General features: G+C 42.4%; 21 protein-coding genes and 1 tRNA gene. 16 read left to right on the plus strand and 6 right to left on the minus strand.

Annotated elements, in window-relative coordinates:
- Positions 1 to 57 precede the first annotated feature (57 nt).
- The 3 genes from ACINWC323_RS11955 to ACINWC323_RS11945 all read left to right on the plus strand — a co-directional run bounded on the left by ACINWC323_RS11955 (position 58) and on the right by ACINWC323_RS11945 (position 5,465).
- Positions 58 to 3,162 (plus strand): efflux RND transporter permease subunit, encoded by a 3,105-nt coding sequence (locus ACINWC323_RS11955; protein ID WP_009511141.1) that lies wholly within the window; start codon positions 58 to 60, stop codon positions 3,160 to 3,162.
- 293 nt (positions 3,163 to 3,455) lie between these two features.
- Positions 3,456 to 4,793: a magnesium transporter gene (gene mgtE, locus ACINWC323_RS11950; protein ID WP_009511106.1), complete on the plus strand. Its 1,338-nt coding sequence runs from the start codon at positions 3,456 to 3,458 to the stop codon at positions 4,791 to 4,793.
- Positions 4,794 to 4,871: 78 nt separating this feature from the next.
- The gene (locus ACINWC323_RS11945) at positions 4,872 to 5,465 is read left to right on the plus strand and encodes a DUF4112 domain-containing protein (RefSeq protein WP_009510960.1); all 594 of its coding nucleotides are present in this window, start codon (positions 4,872 to 4,874) and stop codon (positions 5,463 to 5,465) included.
- 57 nt (positions 5,466 to 5,522) lie between these two features.
- Here ACINWC323_RS11945 and htpX read toward each other — a convergent pair whose 3' ends face one another.
- Positions 5,523 to 6,428: a protease HtpX gene (gene htpX, locus ACINWC323_RS11940; protein ID WP_005231873.1), complete on the minus strand. Its 906-nt coding sequence runs from the start codon at positions 6,426 to 6,428 to the stop codon at positions 5,523 to 5,525.
- 217 nt (positions 6,429 to 6,645) lie between these two features.
- Positions 6,646 to 7,515 (minus strand): lytic transglycosylase domain-containing protein, encoded by an 870-nt coding sequence (locus tag ACINWC323_RS11935; RefSeq protein ID WP_009511326.1) that lies wholly within the window; start codon positions 7,513 to 7,515, stop codon positions 6,646 to 6,648.
- A gap of 497 nt (positions 7,516 to 8,012) precedes the next feature.
- Between ACINWC323_RS11935 and ttcA the strand changes: the two genes are divergently transcribed.
- Entirely contained in the window at positions 8,013 to 8,918 is a 906-nt protein-coding gene (gene ttcA / locus ACINWC323_RS11930) for a tRNA 2-thiocytidine(32) synthetase TtcA (protein WP_004774851.1), read from the plus strand.
- Positions 8,919 to 9,114: 196 nt separating this feature from the next.
- Positions 9,115 to 9,498, plus strand: a complete 384-nt coding sequence (locus ACINWC323_RS11925; protein ID WP_005231862.1) for an SCP2 sterol-binding domain-containing protein — start codon at positions 9,115 to 9,117, stop codon at positions 9,496 to 9,498.
- Positions 9,499 to 9,553: 55 nt separating this feature from the next.
- Here ACINWC323_RS11925 and ACINWC323_RS11920 read toward each other — a convergent pair whose 3' ends face one another.
- Positions 9,554 to 10,663 (minus strand): transglycosylase SLT domain-containing protein, encoded by a 1,110-nt coding sequence (locus ACINWC323_RS11920; protein WP_005231860.1) that lies wholly within the window; start codon positions 10,661 to 10,663, stop codon positions 9,554 to 9,556.
- A gap of 376 nt (positions 10,664 to 11,039) precedes the next feature.
- On the opposite strand from ACINWC323_RS11920, the gene greB reads away from it, so the two are divergent.
- Entirely contained in the window at positions 11,040 to 11,528 is a 489-nt protein-coding gene (gene greB / locus ACINWC323_RS11915) for a transcription elongation factor GreB (protein ID WP_005231858.1), read from the plus strand.
- A 96-nt stretch (positions 11,529 to 11,624) separates the two neighbouring features.
- Positions 11,625 to 11,714: transfer RNA gene (locus ACINWC323_RS11910), tRNA-Ser, on the plus strand.
- A gap of 50 nt (positions 11,715 to 11,764) precedes the next feature.
- Here the strand turns inward: ACINWC323_RS11910 and ACINWC323_RS11905 are convergent.
- Positions 11,765 to 12,361, minus strand: coding sequence for a LysE/ArgO family amino acid transporter (locus tag ACINWC323_RS11905; RefSeq protein ID WP_005288361.1), 597 nt, complete (start codon positions 12,359 to 12,361; stop codon positions 11,765 to 11,767).
- 387 nt (positions 12,362 to 12,748) lie between these two features.
- Between ACINWC323_RS11905 and ACINWC323_RS11900 the strand changes: the two genes are divergently transcribed.
- Together ACINWC323_RS11900 and ACINWC323_RS11895 are read left to right on the plus strand one after the other, a co-directional pair.
- On the plus strand, positions 12,749 to 13,912 hold the full coding sequence (locus ACINWC323_RS11900; RefSeq protein WP_009510709.1) for an MFS transporter: 1,164 nt from the start codon (positions 12,749 to 12,751) through the stop codon (positions 13,910 to 13,912).
- A 243-nt stretch (positions 13,913 to 14,155) separates the two neighbouring features.
- The gene (locus tag ACINWC323_RS11895) at positions 14,156 to 15,043 is read left to right on the plus strand and encodes an ArgP/LysG family DNA-binding transcriptional regulator (protein WP_005231855.1); all 888 of its coding nucleotides are present in this window, start codon (positions 14,156 to 14,158) and stop codon (positions 15,041 to 15,043) included.
- A gap of 181 nt (positions 15,044 to 15,224) precedes the next feature.
- On the opposite strand, the gene ACINWC323_RS11890 is transcribed toward ACINWC323_RS11895, so the two are convergent.
- Positions 15,225 to 15,560: a hypothetical protein gene (locus ACINWC323_RS11890; protein WP_005288357.1), complete on the minus strand. Its 336-nt coding sequence runs from the start codon at positions 15,558 to 15,560 to the stop codon at positions 15,225 to 15,227.
- 317 nt (positions 15,561 to 15,877) lie between these two features.
- On the opposite strand from ACINWC323_RS11890, the gene ACINWC323_RS11885 reads away from it, so the two are divergent.
- The 3 genes from ACINWC323_RS11885 to ACINWC323_RS11875 all read left to right on the plus strand — a co-directional run bounded on the left by ACINWC323_RS11885 (position 15,878) and on the right by ACINWC323_RS11875 (position 17,711).
- The gene (locus tag ACINWC323_RS11885; protein WP_032881378.1) at positions 15,878 to 16,294 is read left to right on the plus strand and encodes a J517_1871 family lipoprotein; all 417 of its coding nucleotides are present in this window, start codon (positions 15,878 to 15,880) and stop codon (positions 16,292 to 16,294) included.
- Between the two features lie 65 nt (positions 16,295 to 16,359).
- Positions 16,360 to 16,983: a MarC family protein gene (locus ACINWC323_RS11880; RefSeq protein ID WP_005231852.1), complete on the plus strand. Its 624-nt coding sequence runs from the start codon at positions 16,360 to 16,362 to the stop codon at positions 16,981 to 16,983.
- Positions 16,984 to 17,189: 206 nt separating this feature from the next.
- Positions 17,190 to 17,711 carry an acyl-CoA thioesterase gene (locus tag ACINWC323_RS11875; RefSeq protein WP_005231850.1) on the plus strand — a complete coding sequence of 174 codons (522 nt, stop codon included), beginning with the start codon at positions 17,190 to 17,192 and terminating at the stop codon, positions 17,709 to 17,711.
- A 138-nt stretch (positions 17,712 to 17,849) separates the two neighbouring features.
- Here the strand turns inward: ACINWC323_RS11875 and ACINWC323_RS11870 are convergent, their stop codons facing one another.
- Positions 17,850 to 18,041, minus strand: coding sequence for a hypothetical protein (locus ACINWC323_RS11870; RefSeq protein ID WP_009511294.1), 192 nt, complete (start codon positions 18,039 to 18,041; stop codon positions 17,850 to 17,852).
- Positions 18,042 to 18,518: 477 nt separating this feature from the next.
- Between ACINWC323_RS11870 and ACINWC323_RS11865 the strand changes: the two genes are divergently transcribed.
- The 4 genes from ACINWC323_RS11865 to ACINWC323_RS11850 all read left to right on the plus strand — a co-directional run bounded on the left by ACINWC323_RS11865 (position 18,519) and on the right by ACINWC323_RS11850 (position 21,281).
- Positions 18,519 to 19,532 (plus strand): CobW family GTP-binding protein, encoded by a 1,014-nt coding sequence (locus ACINWC323_RS11865; protein WP_009511454.1) that lies wholly within the window; start codon positions 18,519 to 18,521, stop codon positions 19,530 to 19,532.
- 81 nt (positions 19,533 to 19,613) lie between these two features.
- Positions 19,614 to 20,144 carry a YaeQ family protein gene (locus ACINWC323_RS11860; protein ID WP_005231846.1) on the plus strand — a complete coding sequence of 177 codons (531 nt, stop codon included), beginning with the start codon at positions 19,614 to 19,616 and terminating at the stop codon, positions 20,142 to 20,144.
- Positions 20,145 to 20,174: 30 nt separating this feature from the next.
- On the plus strand, positions 20,175 to 20,516 hold the full coding sequence (locus tag ACINWC323_RS11855; RefSeq protein ID WP_005288344.1) for an FKBP-type peptidyl-prolyl cis-trans isomerase: 342 nt from the start codon (positions 20,175 to 20,177) through the stop codon (positions 20,514 to 20,516).
- A gap of 363 nt (positions 20,517 to 20,879) precedes the next feature.
- Positions 20,880 to 21,281 (plus strand): hypothetical protein, encoded by a 402-nt coding sequence (locus ACINWC323_RS11850; RefSeq protein WP_005231844.1) that lies wholly within the window; start codon positions 20,880 to 20,882, stop codon positions 21,279 to 21,281.
- Positions 21,282 to 21,503 lie beyond the last annotated feature (222 nt).

Below are 21,503 nucleotides of genomic sequence, written 5' to 3' on the forward strand. Positions count from 1 at the left end.
CCTGTATTTACCTATCTTTTTGAAAAACTGACTGTTTCACTAATGGAATGAACAGCCATGCTATCTAAGTTTTTTATTCATCGTCCGATCTTTGCCACTGTGCTGGCAATTATTGTGATGGCAGTTGGTTTATTCGCCATTCTGAATTTGCCCGTAGAACGTTATCCCGATATTGCACCGCCCCGAATTACGGTATCGGCCAATTATAGCGGTGCGGATGCTCAGGCGGTTGAAGATAGTGTGACCCAGGTTTTGGAACAGCAAATTAAAGGCATTGATCACCTGCTCTATTTTAGTTCGAGTAGTGATGCCAGTGGCAACAGTCGTATTAGTTTATTCTTTGAACAAGGCACCGATCCTGATCAGGCACAGGTACAGGTCCAAAATGCAGTCAATGGGGCAATTAACCGCCTTCCCGATGATGTTCAGCGCCAAGGTGTGAATGTTCGCAAATCTTTAAGTGATTCCTTTATGGTGATTGGGGTCGGGGATAAGTCTGGCCGGTCGACCAATCTGGATATTTCCGATTACATTACCAATAACTTTGAACTCAATCTAAGCCGGATTGAAGGCATTGGCGAAGTCAGTGTGTTTGGTTCGCAATATGCCATGCGCATCTGGCTGGACCCGCAACGACTTGAACGTTATCAGCTTCAGGTGGGTGATGTCCGAACAGCGATTGAAAACCAGAATACACAAGTGGCAGCAGGTGCGATCGGAGCACTGCCTGCGGCAAGCGATCAATACCTGAATGCCAAAGTCACCTCGGGATCATTATTACGTACCCCTGAGCAGTTTGAAAATATTATTATTAAAGCTAACAATGATGGCAGTTTTGTCTATTTAAAAGATGTCGCCCGGGTTGAGGTCGGCGCTGAAAACTATCAGGTGTTTAACCGGATCAATGGTTATCCTGCTTCGGGGCTGTCCTTGTCGCTGACTGTTGGCGCGAACGTGATGCAAGTGGCGGATGCGGTATATAAAGAAGTGGCTCGTTTGGAAAAAACCTTACCAGCAGGTTATTTTGTGATGTATCCACGGGATGACACACCATTTGTAAAAGAATCAATGTCACAAGTGGTATCCACCCTGATTGAAGCCATCGGACTGGTGGTACTGGTGATGTTTATCTTCCTGCAAAACTGGCGAGCAACCCTGATCCCCGCCATCACGGTACCTGTGGTAATCCTAGGAACTTTTGCGGTCTTGGCCGTTTTGGGCATGAGTATTAATACCCTGACCTTATTTGCCATGGTGCTGGCGATTGGGTTGCTGGTTGATGATGCGATTGTGGTGGTTGAGAATGTTGAGCGTCTTATGCACGAGCAGCAACTCAGCGCCAAACAAGCTTCGATTCAATCGATGCAGGAAATCAGTGGGGCTTTGGTCGGGATTACTTTGGTCCTGACCGCCGTTTTTATTCCGATGTCCTTTTTTAGTGGGGCGACAGGGATTATTTATCGACAGTTCTCCATCACCTTGGTGGTGGCGATGGGGTTATCCTTACTGGTCGCCTTGATTCTAACCCCGGCTTTATGTGCCATTTTGCTTAAACCGCAACACAAACAAGCACGTTGGGCAGTCAAATTTAATCAGGGACTGGACTATATTAAAACACGTTATCTGAAGGTGTCTAACAAAGTCATCAGCCTGAAAAGCATGTCCTTGATCGGTATTGCTCTCCTGATTGGGATTTTTGCCTGGGTCTATCGCGAATTGCCTAGTAGCTTTTTACCTCAGGAAGACCAAGGAACTTTAGCAGTGCAATTCCGTTTACCGGAAGGTACGCCGATGAGCAAAACGGAAAATGTCGGCAAACAGATTTCTGACTATTTCCTTGAACATGAAAAAGCCAACTTAAATGGGGTAATGGTGATTCATGGACGCAATTTTTCAGGTACCGGACAAAATCTTGGGCAGGCCTTTGTTTCACTGAAACATTGGGATGAGCGCCAGGGCACGAAAAATAGTGCCCAGCAAATTCGTGCGCGAGCAATGCAGTATTTTGCGCAGAATAATCAGGCCCGTATTATGGTGATGATGCCTTCGGTAATTCGTGGGCTTGGAAATTCAGATAAGATCGATTTCTGGCTACAGGATACCAAGGGTTTGGGCAGACAGAGTCTATTAAGCTCTTTTCAGGATTTACAGCAACAGGGCAATGCGCTGGATTCGGTCGAAAATGTGGATAAAAAAGGCAATGATGATCAGGCGGTACTGAATATCAAGATTGACCATAAAGCAGCGATGATTCACGGACTCAACGTCAGTGATATTAACCGCACCTTATCGACCGCGTGGAGTGGCAGTTATATCAATGACTTTATTGATCGTGGCCGGATCAAGCGCGTGTATCTACAAGGCGATGCGCCATACCGCTCCAAGCCGGAAGACCTCAATTACTGGTATGTGAAAAATGCCAATGGGCAAATGGTGCCGTTTTCGCAATTTAGCCAGATTGATTGGCAAGGCGCACCGCCAATGCTGGAGCGTTTTATGGGCTATCCTGCCATTAGTCTAGAAGCGGATGCAGCCAATGGATTCAGTAGTGGACAAGGAATGCAGGCCATTCAGGGACTGGTCGATAAAATGCCAGATGTCGGGCTGGCCTGGAGCGGACTGTCTTATCAGGAACAGCAATCCAGCAATCAGGCGATCTGGCTGTATCTCATTTCGATTGCCTTTATTTTTCTGTGCCTTGCAGCCCTATATGAAAGCTGGTCAATTCCTTCGGTGGTGATGGCTGCAATTCCATTAGGGGTCGGCGGAACGATTTTATTCAGTTACCTGTTCGGTTTCGCTAACGATATTTATTTCCAGATTGCTTTGCTTACCACCATTGGTTTGTCCTGTAAAAATGCCATTTTAATGGTTGAATTTGCAGCCAGCCTGCAACAACAGGGCCAAACCGCACTGCAAGCGGCTTTACATGCCGCAGGATTACGACTCCGTCCAATTTTGATGACCTCGATTGCCTTCGGTGCCGGCGTTATCCCGCTGATGTTTTCGAGTGGTGCGGGTGCGTTAAGCCGACAGGCCATTGGTTATAGTGTGTTTGGCGGTGTGGTATTCGGGACCATTCTGGTACTGATCTTCATTCCGTTTATGTATGTTTTGGTCAGAACAGCATTCAAGCCAAAACCGAAGATTGAAACTGCTTAACCATATTGTTTTACAACAGCGCTAAAATGAACAGTTGCTGGCTTAGACTAAGCCAGCAACTGTTCATTTTTGTTGAGTAAGTTGAGAATATTCAAAAAAATTTGTAGTATTGCCGTGCCGTATAAACGGTCTAATGAGGTTTGATTGCCTAAATGGACACGCAGAGTTGTAATTTATCCAAGATTACACATTTTTATTTTCATCAAAGTCTGCATGAAGCTTTCTATTTAGCAGTAAACCAATAGGCTGCTTGTAGTTCTTCATTGCAGAGCATTTGTAGTGAAGAGGCTGACATGAGCTACAATAATTTTTTATATTTACTAAGCGACGCACTTAAAAATAACCATATTGAACTTGCACTCGCATCCGTACAGACCTTTCGGGCGGTGGATCTTGCCGACGTCTTGACCCAGCTCTCTGTAGAGCAAAGCCAACTGTTGCTTAGCCACTTACCTGAGCGTGCCTACGTTTTCTCCTATCTTCCGCCCAATGAACAGGTCAAACTGGCCAAAGCCATGCCTAGACATATACTGGCAGAGATTATTGGAGAGATGTCTTCGGATAAGCGCGCTGATGTCTTCAAGTGTCTGGATCAGGAACAACAGAATGCATTACTGCCTGCCTTAGCGCAGGCTGAAAGAGAAGATATTCGCCAGCTTTCTGCTTATCTGGAAGGAACGGCAGGGGCAATCATGAGTTCTGAATACGCCACGCTCAAGCCTGATATTACGGTCAAGGATGCAATTAAAATGTTGCGTCTGGAAGCACCCGATACCGAAACGATTTATTTTGCCTATGTACTGGATCAGGCACGAAAAATTTTGGGGGTTTTATCCCTGAAACAGTTAATTCTGGCAGATGAAGAACAGAATATTAATGAGTTGATGGAAACCAATGTGCTGACTGCGTATGTCGATACCGATCAGGATGAGGTGGCCAAGACCATTGCCCGTTATGATCTGTTGGCACTCCCAATTCTTGATCACTACGACATGATGGTCGGGATTGTAACCTATGATGATGCGATGGATGTGGCCAGTGAAGAAGCCACCGAAGACTTCTTAAAAGTCGGGGCAGTGGATGCATCGTCCAAACTCAGCATTAAATCTGCACCTATTTTACAGCTCTACCAGAAACGCGTGTTCTGGCTGGTTTTCTTGGTATTTGGAAGCCTACTTTCCGGCATCGGGATTGCACATTATGAAGATGTAATTGCGCAGAATCTGGTGCTGGTCTTCTTCTTGCCATTACTGGTGGGGAGTGGCGGAAATGCCGGCTCACAGTCTTCCACCCTGATGGTCCGTGCTTTGGCGACAGGAGATGTGCAGTTTAAAGACTGGTTCTCGCTACTGGGGCGGGAAAGTCTGGTGGCCCTGTGCCTGGGTGGCACCATGGCGGTGGCTGTTTCGCTACTGGGCTATTTCCGTGGTGACGAAATGGTGGCACTAGTCCTGGCCTTAAGTATGATGGGGATTGTATTGATGGGCTGTCTGATCGGGATGAGTTTGCCGTTTATTTTAAATAAGGCCGGGCTTGATCCAGCCAGTGCTTCAGCACCGCTGGTCACTTCGATTTGTGATGCCACCGGGGTGATCGTTTATTTATTTATCGCCTCCATGATTTTATTCTAGGCTGTAATCATAATTGTACCGACAAAACCTAAAAACTACTTTATTCTCAAGCATAAACATCGTTTTTAGGTTGAGCGAATGACTGATTACCCAGAACAAAAAAAACTAACTCAGCAGCAAGCGATTGCGGTCGAGCGTGATTTGGCCAAATTTGCCAATACCATGGACAATCTGGTCCGCATACCCTTTACCAAGCAGGGTGTGGGCGCGGATGCTGCATTAAGCACGATTCCATTTGCTGGAGATATTGCCGGTTTTATCCTGACCTTATATGCCTTTAAAAAAGCCAGAGATGTTGGTGTACCGCAACATAAGCTCAAAGATGTGGTGAAACTGGCAATTATGGATATGCTGGTTGGCTTCGTACCGATTGTCGGCACTGTATTTGATGTATTCATCCGCCCTAGCCGCAAGACGCTGGAGATCGTGCATGAGCATATTCGGGAAGAGTATCAGGTCCGCAGCGATATTCATGTGGTGCATCCATTCCTGCATGAGTCACTTGAGCAAAAACAGAAAACTTCTGCTTTCTGGCGTAATCCGGTGGTGAGCTGGATCTGGTTACGCATTCCCGATCTATTGGGCATCGCAGTGCTGATGTTACTGGTGCTGGCAGTGTGGGTAGGTTTCAGTTATTTGTGGCAATTTTATCAATCTTTCCAGACACGCTAGTCTTTAGGCAAAAATAAAGCCTCCATGATGGAGGCTTTATCATGAATCTGATACTGATTATTGAACGTTTAACTGCTGCAATGCCGCAACACGTTGTTCAATGGTTGGGTGGGTCTGGAATAAAGCCGCTAAGCTAAAGCCTTGTTCCTTACCTTCCGCAATTGCAAATGCTTTCATTTCTTTCGGCATTTGATCAGGCATTTCTGACTCTGCCTGTAAACGAAGCAGGGCAGAAATCATGGCCTGTTTACCTGCTAAACGTGCGCCAGCTTCGTCTGCGCGATATTCACGTTGACGAGAGAACCACATCACGATGGCAGAGGCCAAAATACCGAAGACGATGTCGAGTACGATGGTAATGGCAAAATAAGCAAGACCCGGTGCTTCACCATCTTCACGACCAAATACATTACGGTCGATGAAGTCACCTGCTATACGTGCAAAGAACATCACGAAGGCGTTGACCACACCTTGGATCAGCGCAAGAGTGACCATGTCGCCATTGGCAACGTGACCGATTTCGTGCGCCAGTACAGCACGAAGTTCATCTTTGTTCATACGCTCGAGTAGGCCTGTTGAAACAGCTACTAAAGCATCATTTTTATTCCAACCTGTCGCAAATGCATTGGATTGGTAAGAAGGGAAAATACCCACTTCAGGCATGTTAATACCTGCACGTTGGGATAATTGCGCCACTTCTTGTAATAACCAAGCTTCTGCTTGACTACGGGGTGCATTTGGGTCAATTAATTCTGTCCCAGTGGTTTTTTTAGCCATCCACTTTGACATGAACAGGGAAATAATCGAACCCACCATACCAAAGACAAAACAGACGACCAGTAGGTTGCCTAGATTCAAGCCACCCGCGCCATGGTAACTACCGACACCGAAGAGTGACAAGATAATGCCAGCTACAACCAGTACCGCGAGGTTGGTTAGCAAGAACAAACCAATCCGCATCATTGAGAAAACCCTCTTATAAAGAAAAAGTGATCTGATTTATAAATTATAAATCATAACGCTAATATGCAGGGCGAACCCTAAAAATTCAAGAAAAAAATCGGCGCAGATACATTTAGCCAATAAAAATATCAATTGACTATGAAACAGGGACTTAAATGCGATTTTGTCTAAAAAATAGCGGGAAAAATCATGCCATGAGAATACACAGCCTGAATTGTCAGTTGCTTAGACGGATTCGGGCTGTTGCGGTGGCATTGGCAGTGGTATAGGTTCCCGATGGCGCATCGGTAAAGGTCCCATCTGCAAGGGTAATGATCTGGCGATTGTAGGATCTAGGGGCGGGAGTGGCTTCAGCAATATTATTGGATGATGAGGAATAATTCGCAGATTGCGCCAGTACCTGAGTATTGCTGCTGTTTGATTCTGTAAACGTGCCTAAGCCTGAAGCATAAAGATTTTGGTAACGGCTGGTAACACGACGGACATAATCCTGGGTTTCACGAAATGGCGGAATGCCGCCGTACTTATCGACATTGCCTTCACCTGCATTATAGGCCGCAATCGCCAATTGGGTATTACCATTAAAGCGTTTCAGTAACCAGCTTAGGTACTTTGCACCGCCAAAAATGTTTTGTTGCGGATCATAGGCATTACTGACATTAAAACGGCGTGCAGTGGCCGGCATCAGTTGCATTAAACCTTGTGCACCGACTGGTGAACGGGCCTTGATATTAAAGCCTGATTCGGTATGCATGACAGCTTTAATCAAGCCCTCTGAAATTCCGTGCTGTTGAGCGGCTTGACGGATCAGCTGGTCAAATGCATTTTTATTCCGGCTATAGCTCGGCAGTACAGAGGCTTCACTAGCGCCCCAGTTACTATAGTTATGAATATTACTGTCAGGATAATAAGTGGCTTTGACCACTTTTAGATGACTGTACTCTGCCTTTTTCTTATTGGTGAGTAGTGTTGTCCCATTATCATCTTTAAATTGATAAATGGTCTGCCCAGCATAACTTGATGCTGTCGCATTAAAAAAACCGATTGTTCCCAAGCAAGCAGCAAAAAAATAAGTTGTTTTGTTCATCGTTATAATATTCGCGAAAGGATGAGCATAAGTTGCATGTGGCAGTTTAACAAAAAAAAGCAAAAAAAGATCTTTTGCTACAATTTTTTTATTTTTTACTGTTAGACAAAAATCAAGTCAATTTGTGCGAATGTTCGGCAAAAAAAATTAAAATATTTATTTTAAAAACTAAGTCTTGACTTATGTAAGTTATTGATTTTAAATTAATAAAATGATTGGTTAAAAAATGATCAATTTAATGGGAAGCCTTATTTTAAGATAAAGGCAGTTTGTCAATAGCTAAGAAATCCACAAATTTATCCACAGCTTTTGTGGACAACTGTGGAAAAGTTTGAAATATAAGCAATCTGGGCCAGTTTGACATTTTGTGATCAGAATTTTACCAGTATGAAACTGAAATATGACGATTGAAAGAAATTGAAAAATTCTTTAGATGCGCATTTTTTCGGAATGAGATAAAATCGCGCGGTATTTTTGTTTATGAGTAAATCACGTCTATGTACGCGCCAGTGGAGTCCAACCAAGGATTTAATTTCAAGCCAGAGCTTCCGACAAGTTCGGCGTATTATCGCCTGTTGAAAAAACTTCGTCGTCAGGTGGGGCATGCAATTCGTGATTACAACATGATCGAAGAGGGCGACAAGGTCATGGTCTGTGTGTCGGGTGGTAAAGATAGCTATACCATGCTCGATATCCTGTTGCAATTCAAGCGTATTGCGCCAATCAACTTTGATGTGGTTGCTGTCAATCTGGATCAGAAACAACCGGGCTTCCCTGAAGATGTCTTGCCACGTTATATGGAAGAGAACAATATTCCATATTACATTCTGGAAAAAGATACCTATACCATTACCAAGCGTTTAACGCCTGAGGGCAAGACCTACTGTGCGGTATGCTCACGTTTACGCCGTGGTTCACTGTATGGCTTTGCGCAGGAGATCGGCGCCACTAAGGTCGCGTTGGGTCACCACCGTGATGACATCATGGCGACCTTCTTTTTGAATTTGTTCCATGGTGGAAGTTTGAAAGCCATGCCACCAAAACTTTTGTCTTCGGATAAAAAGAATATCCTGATCCGTCCTTTGGCTTATGTCGAAGAGAAAGACATCATCAAGTACGCGGAATTACGCCAGTTCCCGATCATTCCATGTAATTTGTGTGGTTCACAGGAAAACTTGCAGCGTGCCATTATCAATGACATGTTACGTGAATGGGACAAACAGCACCCGAAACGTTTGCACAGTATTTTTGGTGCATTACAAAACGTTTCTCCTTCGCAACTGGCAGACCGTGAGTTATTCGACTTTGAAGCACTTGATGGTCAACGCGAGTTTGACATGAAAGATCCGGAAGAGATGAAAAACCGTCTGGATGTAGTCAACCTGAGTTTTGCGGCAGAGTAAAGTATAAATTTTTTTGAAAAGGTACTGGTTAAGTACCTTTTTTTTATAAAAAATTTAAAAATTGAATCCTGCGTACAAAAAATCATAGCCCAAAATAAAAATTACATGCTATAACAGGGCACAAGCAAATTGCTTCATGAGATGTCGTCTGGATAGATGGCACAAGAAATTGAACAAATACATTTGAGGAATAATCATGGCTGCATTTTTAACTGATGATTGGTTTGCAACTGTTGAAAAACTTACTGCTGAAGCTGGTGATTTAAACTTGCCACCTGCGCTTGCGAATTTAGCGATTAACTTGGTTGTAACAGATGCAGCTGGTAATACAGAGCTCTCTTTGGATGCAGGTAAAATCCAGAAAGGTTTATCTTCAAATGCGAAAACAACCTTAAACATGGATGCTGAAACTTTACGTAAAGTATTCCTTGAGTTTGACATGGCTGCTGCAATGCAAGCATTCATGACAGGTAAAATCAAGGTGCAAGGTGATATGTCTCAGCTTATGGCTTTACAAACAGCCAAGCCAAGCCAAGAGCAAAAAGATTTATTCAAGAAAGTGCTTGAGCAAACGGCTTAAATTCTTTCTCCATAAAAAAGCTTACCTTAAGGTAAGCTTTTTTATTGCCTGACACTTAGACATCGATACGGCTATTGGTTTTGATGTGTTCCAAGTAGGTACGAATCCGCGTGACATATTGTAGCGCTTGCTTATAACGACCATTACGTGCCTGATTGCGTTGCAAGTGATCGTAGAGGTTAACCCATTGATTTGGGTCCTTACCTTGGGCACGGATACGCTTCTGGATCTGGCTGACAGCGCCGGGGCCCATGTTATAAGCCACCAATGCATACCAGTTGCGGTCCGGATAAGGTACATTCGAGAACTGGTCCAGCATCAGATCAAAATATTTGGCACCGCCCTGAATACTCTGGACCGGATCAGAACGATTACTGACACCCATGGCTTGAGCTGTGCTATTGGTCAGCATCATTAAACCACGCACACCAGTGGGAGAAACTGAGGTCGGTTTAAGATAAGACTCCTGATAGCCAATTGCAGCCAGCAAGTGCCAATCTAAATTGTATTTAGAAGCGCTCTGTTTAAAGCTGGCCTTATAAATCGGCAAGCGTTGTTTCAGATCTTTCTGAATGGTTGACCAGGACTCTGGCTTCACCACATTCCGGTTATAAAATGAAGCGAGCTGTTGGGTAGTTCCCATCTGTTTGCTCTGGCAGACATAACCACTTGCGGTTAAGGTAAGCGGATCATCTGCCTGTTTAAATACCCAGTTTAACTGAGGGTTTAAACCATTTTTACTGAGGCTGGCCTGATCGCCACAACTGGCTGAAAAAGAAACCAGTTGTTTGTTCTCAATTGCAGCGAGGTTGGCTGTGGTCATGGCAAGATTGGCTTTGCCCTGAGCCACCCATTTCAATGCCGTGGCATTGTCAGGAACCGTTTTAAAATCAAGTTTTACATTAAGACTTTGCGCATAATTACGCGCGAGGTCATAACCAAAACCATGTAAAAATTGACCATCATTAAATACTGTGGTTGGACTTTCAACTGCAACGACAGTAAGAACATTGGTGGTTACAACAGAGTTGTATTGATGCGATTTTTCTGCATTCAAGCTGTTAAAAGGTAAAACCGCAATACTTAAAGCTAATGCTTGGAACGGGAGTGTGGAAGATAAAGAGTTAAGGCTAGGCCTAGACCCAGAACTTGAATTACTGTGCATGTTGTCTCCGCTACAGATAATTTATGCCCTAAAAGTTCAGCAATACACTGCCTTAACTTTTAAAAGTTGATAAATTCAATAAGGGGTGGGCAAGTCATGAACGTCATTCAAAATGACATCGATTAAAGGGAAAAAATGACGCAAATGTTTCACAACATTAATAATGCGTATAAAAAATAGACAAAATCAAACTTAGGCGCGCATATTAAGCGCCAAAAAGCAGATTGTCAAATTTTAACGTAAGAAAAAATGAGAATTGCATCACAAACACATGATTTAGAAAAAGAATGAAATTTATACACTTTAGTCGTGGCGAAATAAGGCATACAATGCAAAAACTTGTAAATAGAATGTTGTAGTAACGTATTTTAAGCCTATGAAATCGAATTTAATCACCCGTACCGGACATGATTTACTGGTTGCCGAACTCAAGAAGCTTTGGCATGACGAACGTCCGGAAATTACTAAAAAAGTGAATTGGGCTGCAAGCTTAGGTGATCGCTCGGAGAATGCCGATTACCAGTACAATAAACAGCTACTCCGGAAAATAGACCGCCGTGTCCGTTATTTAGGCAAACGTCTGGAAGAATTAAAAATTGTAGATTATGTACCTGAGCAGGAAGGCAAGGTCTACTTTGGGGCTTGGGTGGAAATTGAAAATGATGCCGGCGAACAAAAAAAATTAAGAATTGTCGGGGTGGATGAAATCTATGATCATCATCCTCAGCATATTTCGATCGAGTCACCGATGGCGCGTGCATTGCTCAGTAAACAGGTCGATGATGAGGTGGAAGTGCACACACCTTTGGGGAAAAAAGTGTGGTATATCAACTCAATTCGCTATGAAAAGCCTGAAAATTCGTAAAAATACCGCTTGTTGATTTTATTTTGAGCATTTGATGCAGGTTTTTAAATAAAAGATTTGCCAAGTTGAACTTTTATTTATATGATAGCCGCCATTGGAAGCGTGGCAGAGCGGTTTAATGCACCGGTCTTGAAAACCGACGAGGGTGTGAGTCCTCCGTGAGTTCGAATCTCACCGCTTCCGCCAAATACGAAAAAGCCCTTGTGAACACAAGGGCTTTTTTATTGCCTGATGATTTAGATCAATAATTTGGTGGCAATTGCCCACATCATGAGGCCGACCAGAACATCTAATACTCTCCATGAGCTGGCCTTTTTAAATAAAGGTAATAACGCTCTTGCCCCATAGCCCAGCGCAAAGAAGAAGATCCACGACGCCAGAATGGTGCCTGCCGCAAAGAGATAGATCTGATCTGCAAATTGTACAGAAATAGAGCCGACCAGAATCACGGTATCCAGATAGACATGCGGATTGAGCCAGGTAAAGGCCAGACACATGCCGATAATTTTAAGCAGTGAATCCTTTTCAATTTCACTTGGATTCAGCCCACTATTATTCTGGATAGCGGAATAAAAATTTCGCAGGCCATACAGAAACAGAAAGGCTGCACCAAAGTATTTCGCAAGCGTGACAATCAGGGGAAAATCCACCACAATTTTCGAGAAACCGGTCACCCCCAGGTAGATCAGAATAGAATCGGAAAGTGCGCAGATTAAACAGACCCAAAAGACATGCTGCTGTTTTAAGCCTTGTTTCAATACAAAGGCATTTTGTGCGCCAATGGCTAAAATGAGAGAAAAGCCGATACCAAGCCCATAGAAAAATGCGGTCATAGATTGAGCTCCTCAAGAATTAGGGTGGAATAGGTGTGTTCTTTCCTGATCTGGGCTTTGGATGCTGATTAAGATCAGACATCGCAATGACTTAGACGCTGAAAGAAGGGAGATGTTCCACAATGAAAATTTATGTTTGCTATTATCTTTTTTAAATTTTAAAAGTCAGTAAAATTAAGATTGTTTTGGGTTGCCTAAATTTTTTTAAGGTAGGTTGATGCAACCCAGTCGATTTCAAATCTTGTTGTCCGAATTTCCCCCCTTTGTTTTCCAATTATTGCCCTTATCTTGCGCGTTGTTTTAAATAAAAATTAAAAACAATCGACACAGGACGTGTTCGAGTACATCTCTAAACAAATATTTTAAAAATAAGTCAGTGAGTCGGGCATGGATCTCAATCTTCCTATCCAAAGTGTAAACGATGGAATTTCCAGCAAAACACGGAAAGTGATTGCGCTGGGTTTTGCAACACAAGGTCTTGGCTACGCAACCGTAATGACCGCACTTCCCAGCATAAAAGGCCGCTTCAGGCTGTCTGATGATCAGTTGTCGTTGATTATTCTGGGGGTATGCATAGCAGCGGCGCTCGGTTCGGTTCTCGCTGACCGTACCGCAGTCAAGTTCGGATCGCGATTTGCTGTTGTAACGGGTTTTCTGCTTGAAGCTGTTGGGGTCGCAATTGCTGCATGTAGTCCAAATGTGATGCTGATGATTGCCAGCTTTTTGCTTTATGGTCTTGGACTAGGCTGTTTAGATGCAGCACTGAATATGCAGGCTGTTATGATGGAACAACGGCTTGGTAAGAGTGTATTTGGTGGTTTCTTTGCTTGTTATACAGCGGCGGCATTTTTGGGTGCATTAATCATGTCAGCCACTGTATCAACTTCACTTGGCGCAACGACAGCATTATGTATTGCAGCAGTGATTGCATTGATTACTTCGCAACTCTCGAGACACTGGTTATTTCAGCAAAAACAATCTTCAGGATTATCTTCACCACCGAAAGCAGTGATTCCATATCGGCAACTTCTCATTTTTGGGATGATTATTCTGATTATATTTACGGTCGATTCTGCCATCAGTACATGGAGTTCAATCTATCTCAAAGATGTTTTAGCCAGCTCGGCCACTGTTGCTCCTTTAGGTTATGCCGCTTATCAGATTGGCATTTTACTAACACGCTTAGGACTGGATTACTTGCTGCAATTTAAAACTGCGACATGGGTTGCTTTGGTCACGCTTCTGATTGGGGCATTTGGCTGTGTGTTATCCGGGATAAGCCATTCACTCGTTACCGTTATTTTAGGTTTCGCACTGGCTGGTGTAGCGGTGGGTGCCTTGGTTCCGCTTACATATTCTGCTGTAGGCCGTTTGGATGAAACCCGAAGAGATGAAATTATTGCTCGCGTGAATATTTTTAATTATGGAGGGGCAGTCGCAGGTGCAGTGATGGTTGGGTTATTAGCGACTCCCTTTGGTTATGCACCGTCTTTTATCGGCTTGGCATTTGCGTTACTCAGTATTATTTATTTGAGAAAACGATTGCTTTGATCTGCATCAATCCAGACAAAGTACGGGGTGACGGTCAGGGATCAGGAACTTAACAATGGCCCTGCAAAAATCAGGGAGGGCAAGCTAAATCAGAATGGTATCTTAAAGCCATTAGATCCATTGCTTCAAAGCATGGGAAATTTTTCAGATTGAACGTTTATATTTACCATTGCCTTTTTAAAATTTAAAAATTCAGTAAAATTAAGATTGTTTTGGATTACCTAAATTTTTTTAAGGTTTGTGATGCTAGACAATAAACAATGTGAAGCCTTCTTTGCTGTTGCAGAAGATGGAAGCTTTGAACAGGCTGGAGCAAAGCTTTGTATTACTTCTTCAGCGGTAACGCTGAGGGTACAGGCGTTAGAAAAAGAGCTGGGCAAATTGTTATTGATCCGTGGTCGTCCTTGTGTACTGACTCAGGCAGGTCAGCAGCTGTTCGAGTATTTGCAACATATAAAACGACTGGAGCAAAACCTGTTACATGGTTTGACGGGAGGAGGAGATGCCAACTTTTTCAAGACGGTGATCGGTTCCAATGAAGATTCTTTGGCAACCTGGCTTCTGCCAGCGTTGCAAGAGGTATTGCTCAAACAGAAAATCGTGATTGAGCTAAGAACAGATGACCAGTCACATACCTATTCCTTACTGGAAAAGGGCACCGTCAGTGCCTGTATTTCAATTGAAGACCAGCCGATGCGGGGCTGTCATGCAGAATATCTGGGGGTGATGCGTTACCGAATGGTGGCCACTGCGTCATTCAGAAAAAAGTGGTTTGCTCATGGTATCGACCGGGAAAATCTGCGTCATACGCCTGCGATTATTTTTAATCATAAGGACCGACTACACTTCGATATACTTGAAAAGCATTTTGGTCTGATGAAAGGCAGCTATCCCTGTCATTTAATTCCGTCTTCCGAATCTTTTGTCACCGCCATCAAGCTGGGACTGGGGTATGGCATGGTGCCGGAGTTGCAATTGGTGACTGAGAAGAATGAAGATGCTTTGGTTGAGCTGTTGCCCGAAGCAAAAATGGAAGTACCCTTGTACTGGCATCACTGGAATCAACAATCCAAACCCTTACAGCTTTTAACCCAGCATATTGTCAGTCAGGCAAAGGCAATCCTGATATAAATAAATCAAGAAGTTTATTTAAAATAAAAAACGCATATTTATATAAATTCTGACATGAGTAATATATTTAATTCTCAGGTCATATTTATATGGAATAGCTTCTAAATATAATCGACCGATATTTAGAAGCGGTATTTCGAGATATATGAAGTCTAGTGGCTATTTAAATAGCTTGCAAGGATTAGAAAATTCTAGAGCTATCTATATATTGTTTAGACACATCATTTAAGGCAGCCAGGATAGACGCTGCATCTTCAGTGGCCAAAGCATTACTGATTTCCTGCATATAATGCGTGAGTTGGGCTTTCACTTTACTTGAAAAATCAGGGCTGACCGGTTGATCTTCATAGAGCAAGACATAGTTTTTTGTAAAACCATAGATGAGTAATAAAGCACAATGTTCTAGAGGATGTTCGGCCTGAATAATGGCCTGTTCACATTGAGATTTGATTTGTTTGTAGGTATCTGTTCCATTCGGAAGCGCTTGAAAAGTTTCAAAGATCGTTTGGAAAGTCATTTGAATTACTCGCTCAAAAAGAAAATCTACAGATCATTGCAATGAAAATCAAGTCATAATTCTATATTTAAAATAATTTTTACAAACTATTTTATTTAGAGGAATAAATAAGGATTTATGGGTCTAATCATTTAAATCCTGATATTAAAAATAAAGATGTATTAACTGTGAATATTGATTGAACAATCTCATTCGCAAGGTGAGGTGTGCTAAATTTTTTAACATTTCCGATACTAGCTATATACATGCAGTACAAATTAAAAAAAGCTTAAATGTGGGAAAATGTACGGAATTATTTGATTTTTATTGGGTTAGCTATGGTTGCGAAGAATATTTTATTGGCCGGAAGTCTTGCTTTTGTTCTGGTGGGCTGTACTTCGATAACAACCATGACACCTGCTCAATTCAGTCAGTTAAGTCCGACCCAGATTCCATTTTCAGGGAGCTGGTCTGGCGAGGCAGGGGCATCGATGGCCGTTTTAAAACTAAATCGTCAGGGAAGCGGTATGTTGTGTATGGATGATCGTAAGGAAGCGATGTCTTACAAGGTAAAATTGGTCGACAATGTGCTGTACAGTGATCAAGGTATAAAATTTAATGTGAAAGCATTGAACCCTAGTAATGCAAAAATTCATGTGAGTTTGTTGGGTATTGGTGCGACGCTGGATCTGAATAAAGATGATTCACTCAACAATGTCACACCCCGTTGCAAGCAGCTTTTAACCGGTGCATGAGTTGATAATTTGATTTTTTCTTATGTTGTTCATTTTTAATCTTTTCCGCTGATCACGAGAGTGCTATGTTTTCTCCTTATATTCATGCATTTGCATTGTTTTTCTCTCTCTTAAACCCCTTCCTGATGAGCGTCTATATGGTGGGGATGATCCGTAATACCGAAGCCAAGGTATTTAGTAAAGCATTGATTCAAGGCAGTTTGATTGCTTTTGGGGTGTTTATCCTGTTTGCATGGGGTGGTGAGAACATTTTTAGCCGTTATTTGAATGTCCGCTTTGAATCATTCCAGATTTTTGGTGGCTTCATCTTTCTGGTGATTGGTTACCGTTATGTGTTTCAGGGTGCGGAAACCATTGGTGAGATGCGGGGAGCACCTGAGCATCTGGCGGGTACTATTGCGATGCCTTTTATGATCGGTCCGGGTACCATCAGTGCAGCGGTCGTGACCGGGGTGAGCGTACCGTTTAGCGGTGCAATTGCAGTGATCGCGCTTACCTTGATCCTGACCTGTAGTATTCTCATTCTGATGAAGTTTGGGCATGATCACCTTCGTTATAAACATGCCAAATATATTGACCGGTATTTTGATATTGTTGGCCGGTTGTCTGCCTTGCTGATTGGTACCATTGCAATTGATATGATCGTCAATGGAGTGGTGGGTCTGATACGCTCGGCCAATTTAAGCTAAAACCATTCAATAATCTTTGAACTGGAGCTGTTTTTATCGGGAATAGATTCTTTTATCCCGTGTAAAAACAGCTTTAATGTCACTATTTCCAATTAAATAATAGAAAGATCATAAAAATAATTGATGATGTTTTAGCGTTTTGCGCATATTTTTATGCGCATGAATCAACGATAATAATCAGGTTACATTCTTAATGAGCTGTTCTCATGTATCAATTAGATCAAGCGAACCAGGCACCTGATGACCAGTCAGAGCTGACTATGACCGTTTTGATGACCCCAGACATGGCAAATTTTTCAGGCAACGTTCATGGGGGGACGATTCTCAAGCTGCTCGATCAGGTTGCATATGCATGTGCAAGTCGGTACTCAGGAAGTTATGTGGTGACTTTATCGGTTGACCGGGTGAATTTTAAAGAACCGATTTATGTGGGCGAACTGGTGACATTTCTGGCCAGCGTCAATCATGTTGGGCGCACCTCAATGGAAATCGGTATCCGTGTCGAAGCGCAACATATCCAGAATAGAACCATACGCCATACCAATACCTGCTATTTCACCATGGTTGCAGTGGATGAGCAGCGTAAGCCCAAACAGGTACCAGCCTTAAATCTGGATACGGAATGGAAACGTTGTCGTTTTGAGGCAGCAGAGCAGCGTAAAGCTACACGTTTGCAAGAAGTTCATCAACCTTCATGCAGTATGTTTAAAAAATCGACGCAATGCTAAGCATCTAAATTTTAAGATGCTCAAAAAATAAAAATCGGACCGCAGCATGGTCCGATCTTTTTTTACATTGGTAATGAAATAAGCGTTAGATCATTACGAATGTTGGTCTAAAGGTCTGGAGGAGACCTTCAGATCTGCTTAGTTTGTTGGTGCAGGTGTAGATGCAGGTGCTTCAGCAGTTGCGTCAGTCGCAGCTTGAGTACCAGGTTGCTCTTGAGTAGAAACAACTACTCTGTCCTGAGTCTGAGCTTGTTCTTCAGCTGTTGCTGCAAATGAAGACGCTGCTGCAAGAGTAAGAGTTGTTGCAAGAAGAGTTTTGATAAGTTTCATGTTTGGCATCCTTATTTCATTTAAAATAACAGCCATCAATGGAGGATTCAGTCAATCCGAATCTCTCATTTCGGCATGAGGTCCATGCTATGGGCCAAACGTTTTTGCAGCAACATCCTTAACAATCTATTACGTCCTTCTTAACAATATGAAATATTGCGTCGCTTTATGTAGTCGCTGTGTAAAATAGCATGAAGAAATTAACGATGAAAATGTATGGAAATATGTTTTTGTGATCAAAAAACAAGCGGATTTTTTACGTATTTTAAACATTGATTTAAGTTTAACAAATATTGGTTAATTGAATAAACCATTTGTTTTTTTAGATTAAATATAATTTTCAGATATTGATTGTGATGAATATCACCTTATTTTCAATTAATGGGTTTAAAGACATAGTATATCAATCAATATTCTTTAATTTATTTAATCAATTTTTCTCTTTAGAATGAAATAAATTTTTAATGCGAGTGCCTCGTGAAATTTCTTGCGCCCAAAACGGTCCCCACCCATATTATTTCCGGTTTTCTAGGAGCGGGTAAGACTACGTTATTACAGCACTTATTGACGCAAAAGCCTGAGAATGAGACTTGGGCAATCTTGATGAACGAGTTTGGCCAAATTGGTGTCGATCAACAATTGATTAACCAACAACAAGGTTATGCAGTCAAAGAGCTATTGGGCGGCTGTCTATGTTGCAGTAGCCAATTGCCGATGCAAATTGCGCTTGCACGACTATTAACTGAAAGTAAACCTGACCGTTTATTTATCGAGCCGACCGGTTTGGGCCATCCTGCGCAGCTTCTGGAACAACTGACTGAGCCACACTGGCACAGCAGTTTGGCGATGCGGGCTTTAGTGATCGTGGTAGATGGTAGCCGTTTACATGATCAGCAGTGGGTCAAGCAAAACTTATATACGGATCAACTCAAAGCGGCACAAATTGTGGTGCTATCCCATATCGACTGTATGACTGCAGAGGATCGTCAGGCATATGTAGCTTTAAAACAAGACTATGAAACCTATGTGCAGTATTGGATTGAAGCTGAAAATGGGCAAGTGGATATTCAACGATTGGATATTCAGCAGCAGGCAATACAACGTAAAATCCAGCCTTTATTAAAGCTACAACAAGCACAACCGACGCATGCACCAGTCGCTGAAATTAAACAGCTGCCTTATCACTATATTGAGACGGCTCAAGGGTATACAGTCGCAGGCTGGAAACTTCCCAAACGTTGGCAGTTCAATTTTTATGAGCTGCTGGATCTGTTGTGTACACAGCAAGACTGGGTACGGATCAAGGGAATTTTTCATACCGATCAGGGCTGGAAAAGTTTTAATTTCAATCCTCAGCAATTTAACTATAAATCTGCCGAAGAAGGCATTGATAACCGGATTGAGGTGATTACGCAGTCTGAGCAGGATTGGCTGGCATTTGAGACCCAGTTACTGGCTTGTCGCAATCCTGAAGATTCATCGAGCATCTGAATAATTCAGCGCATTCTTGCCCGCAAAATAGAGTATGCTTAGCGCCAAATTTGAGAGTACCGTATTTTAAGAGTATCGTTTATGGCGTTAAAAGCAACAATATATAAGGCAGACCTGAATATTGCCAATATGGATGAGCATATCTATGCAGATTATCAACTGACACTGGCATTGCATCCATCCGAAACCATTGAGCGTTTAATGGTTCGTATCCTTGCTTATGCGCGTTTTGCCGATGAGCGTCTGGAATTTACCAAAGACCTGTTTGAAACAGATGAGCCTGCTTTATGGCAAAAAGACCTTACAGGGCTGTTAGAAAAGTGGATTGAAGTGGGTTGCCCATCGGAAGATAAAGTCAAAAAGGCCAGTGCCCGTTGTAAGCAGGTGGCTGTCGTGACATATGGCTCGCAAGCAGACGACTGGTGGCAGAAGAATAGCAAGATTAAAACCTTAAACAATGTACAAGTGTGGCAATTGGCGCCTCAAACCACACAGGCGCTTGAAGGCTTATGCGAACGGACCATGCAATTACAGCTGAATATCATGGATGGCGAATGGACCTTGCTCAGCGACAAAGGTCAGGTCGACATTCAATGGCAACAATTGCAATAATCTTGATTTGAGTTATTTGGAGAGATAGAAATGAGCGCAGAATTAGAAATTATTGATTTAAAAGTCGGTGAAGGTAAAGAAGCGGTGAAAGGTGCCTTAATTACCACGCACTATACCGGATGGCTAGAAGATGGCACCCAGTTTGATTCTTCACTGGATCGCGGCAACTATTTTGAAACCGTGATTGGCACAGGCCGTGTGATCAAGGGTTGGGATCAGGGCATTATCGGTATGCGCGTGGGTGGCAAGCGTAAACTGATTGTGCCAGCACACTTGGCTTATGGCGCGCGTAAGATTGGAAAGATTATTCCGGCCAATGCCAATCTGACCTTTGAGATTGAGCTTTTTGATGTAAAAACCCGCGACGAATAACATTTTTGTAGCGTAGCAATGAAGGTGATTTAGTCTGGTTTTTAGCTAAATCACTTTAAAATCAAATACATATTATTATAAATATAATCTTTAAATAACATTATGATTTTTAAATAAATTTCTTTTATCTGAATTATAGAGCAACCCAAGAGAAAAATATTGATTCTCTATACGCTCCTGTATATGTTTGAGTGAAAAGCGCAATTTTTGATGATACTGTTGTAAAACCCCATTATTCACTACAGGTCATGATCATTTGTGCTTTGGGTGATTACGGGTGGCGGGGGCAAGACCACTTGTAATTGAACCATGATAAAAAAATAGCATAAGCAACGATAAGAATTTGAGTGAGTAGAGGTGGGTATGAATGATTATTTGGATATCACTGCATCAGAGTTGTTAAGGGAGCTGGATCATTTTTTTCTGATTGATACCCATGATGGTGCGGAAACCGGTTTCTGGGTCAATGAAAAAGCTTTAATGGATAAACATTACTGGCTAGATGGTGAATATAAAGTCGAAATTTTGAGATCCTTGCAGCCATCGCATCAATATGCGCCGCATGATTATAAATTGACCCGTTTGGCGACAGGCGAAGATGACAGTAATGTGGTATTACTGGAATATGATGGTGTGCATAAAAAAATATTGACCTTCCGCCGTGGGGAATGGGTGAACCGTTTAAATAAATATTTTTATCAAAAAGAACGGCACTATTTACAGCAGCTCGCAGACGATCCGAATTTTCAGTCCATCCAGTATTAAAGCCAATCACGATTCGAAAACTCCTAATGTTGCGTGTCATCTTAGGAGTTTTTAGATTTTTGTTAATAAAACCCCAGTTATTCTGTGATTTATTTCATAAAAAATACTTTTAAGTTTATTTTCAGTTTTTAAAATTATAAATACAATCCATATTCCCAGCTGATCATTTGAATTCTCTGATGTTTCAATAAAGTGTAAGAGGCTTCAGGCATGCTTTGCGAT

This window comes from Acinetobacter sp. WC-323 (assembly GCF_000314615.1).
Lineage (GTDB): Bacteria > Pseudomonadota > Gammaproteobacteria > Pseudomonadales > Moraxellaceae > Acinetobacter > Acinetobacter courvalinii.

Coding starts and splice junctions, on each gene's coding strand:
- ACINWC323_RS11945 (WP_009510960.1), top strand. CDS start 4,872: ATGACTGATTACCCAGAACAAAAAAAACTAACTCAGCAGCAAGCGATT.
- ACINWC323_RS11860 (WP_005231846.1), top strand. CDS start 19,614: ATGGCGTTAAAAGCAACAATATATAAGGCAGACCTGAATATTGCCAAT.
- mgtE (WP_009511106.1), top strand. CDS start 3,456: ATGAGCTACAATAATTTTTTATATTTACTAAGCGACGCACTTAAAAAT.
- ACINWC323_RS11850 (WP_005231844.1), top strand. CDS start 20,880: ATGAATGATTATTTGGATATCACTGCATCAGAGTTGTTAAGGGAGCTG.
- ACINWC323_RS11955 (WP_009511141.1), top strand. CDS start 58: ATGCTATCTAAGTTTTTTATTCATCGTCCGATCTTTGCCACTGTGCTG.
- ACINWC323_RS11925 (WP_005231862.1), top strand. CDS start 9,115: ATGGCTGCATTTTTAACTGATGATTGGTTTGCAACTGTTGAAAAACTT.
- ACINWC323_RS11905 (WP_005288361.1), bottom strand. CDS start 12,361: ATGACCGCATTTTTCTATGGGCTTGGTATCGGCTTTTCTCTCATTTTA.
- ACINWC323_RS11870 (WP_009511294.1), bottom strand. CDS start 18,041: ATGAAACTTATCAAAACTCTTCTTGCAACAACTCTTACTCTTGCAGCA.
- ACINWC323_RS11935 (WP_009511326.1), bottom strand. CDS start 7,515: ATGAACAAAACAACTTATTTTTTTGCTGCTTGCTTGGGAACAATCGGT.
- ACINWC323_RS11900 (WP_009510709.1), top strand. CDS start 12,749: ATGGATCTCAATCTTCCTATCCAAAGTGTAAACGATGGAATTTCCAGC.
- htpX (WP_005231873.1), bottom strand. CDS start 6,428: ATGATGCGGATTGGTTTGTTCTTGCTAACCAACCTCGCGGTACTGGTT.
- ACINWC323_RS11895 (WP_005231855.1), top strand. CDS start 14,156: ATGCTAGACAATAAACAATGTGAAGCCTTCTTTGCTGTTGCAGAAGAT.
- ACINWC323_RS11920 (WP_005231860.1), bottom strand. CDS start 10,663: ATGCACAGTAATTCAAGTTCTGGGTCTAGGCCTAGCCTTAACTCTTTA.
- ACINWC323_RS11890 (WP_005288357.1), bottom strand. CDS start 15,560: ATGACTTTCCAAACGATCTTTGAAACTTTTCAAGCGCTTCCGAATGGA.
- ttcA (WP_004774851.1), top strand. CDS start 8,013: ATGTACGCGCCAGTGGAGTCCAACCAAGGATTTAATTTCAAGCCAGAG.
- greB (WP_005231858.1), top strand. CDS start 11,040: ATGAAATCGAATTTAATCACCCGTACCGGACATGATTTACTGGTTGCC.
- ACINWC323_RS11855 (WP_005288344.1), top strand. CDS start 20,175: ATGAGCGCAGAATTAGAAATTATTGATTTAAAAGTCGGTGAAGGTAAA.
- ACINWC323_RS11885 (WP_032881378.1), top strand. CDS start 15,878: ATGGTTGCGAAGAATATTTTATTGGCCGGAAGTCTTGCTTTTGTTCTG.
- ACINWC323_RS11880 (WP_005231852.1), top strand. CDS start 16,360: ATGTTTTCTCCTTATATTCATGCATTTGCATTGTTTTTCTCTCTCTTA.
- ACINWC323_RS11875 (WP_005231850.1), top strand. CDS start 17,190: ATGTATCAATTAGATCAAGCGAACCAGGCACCTGATGACCAGTCAGAG.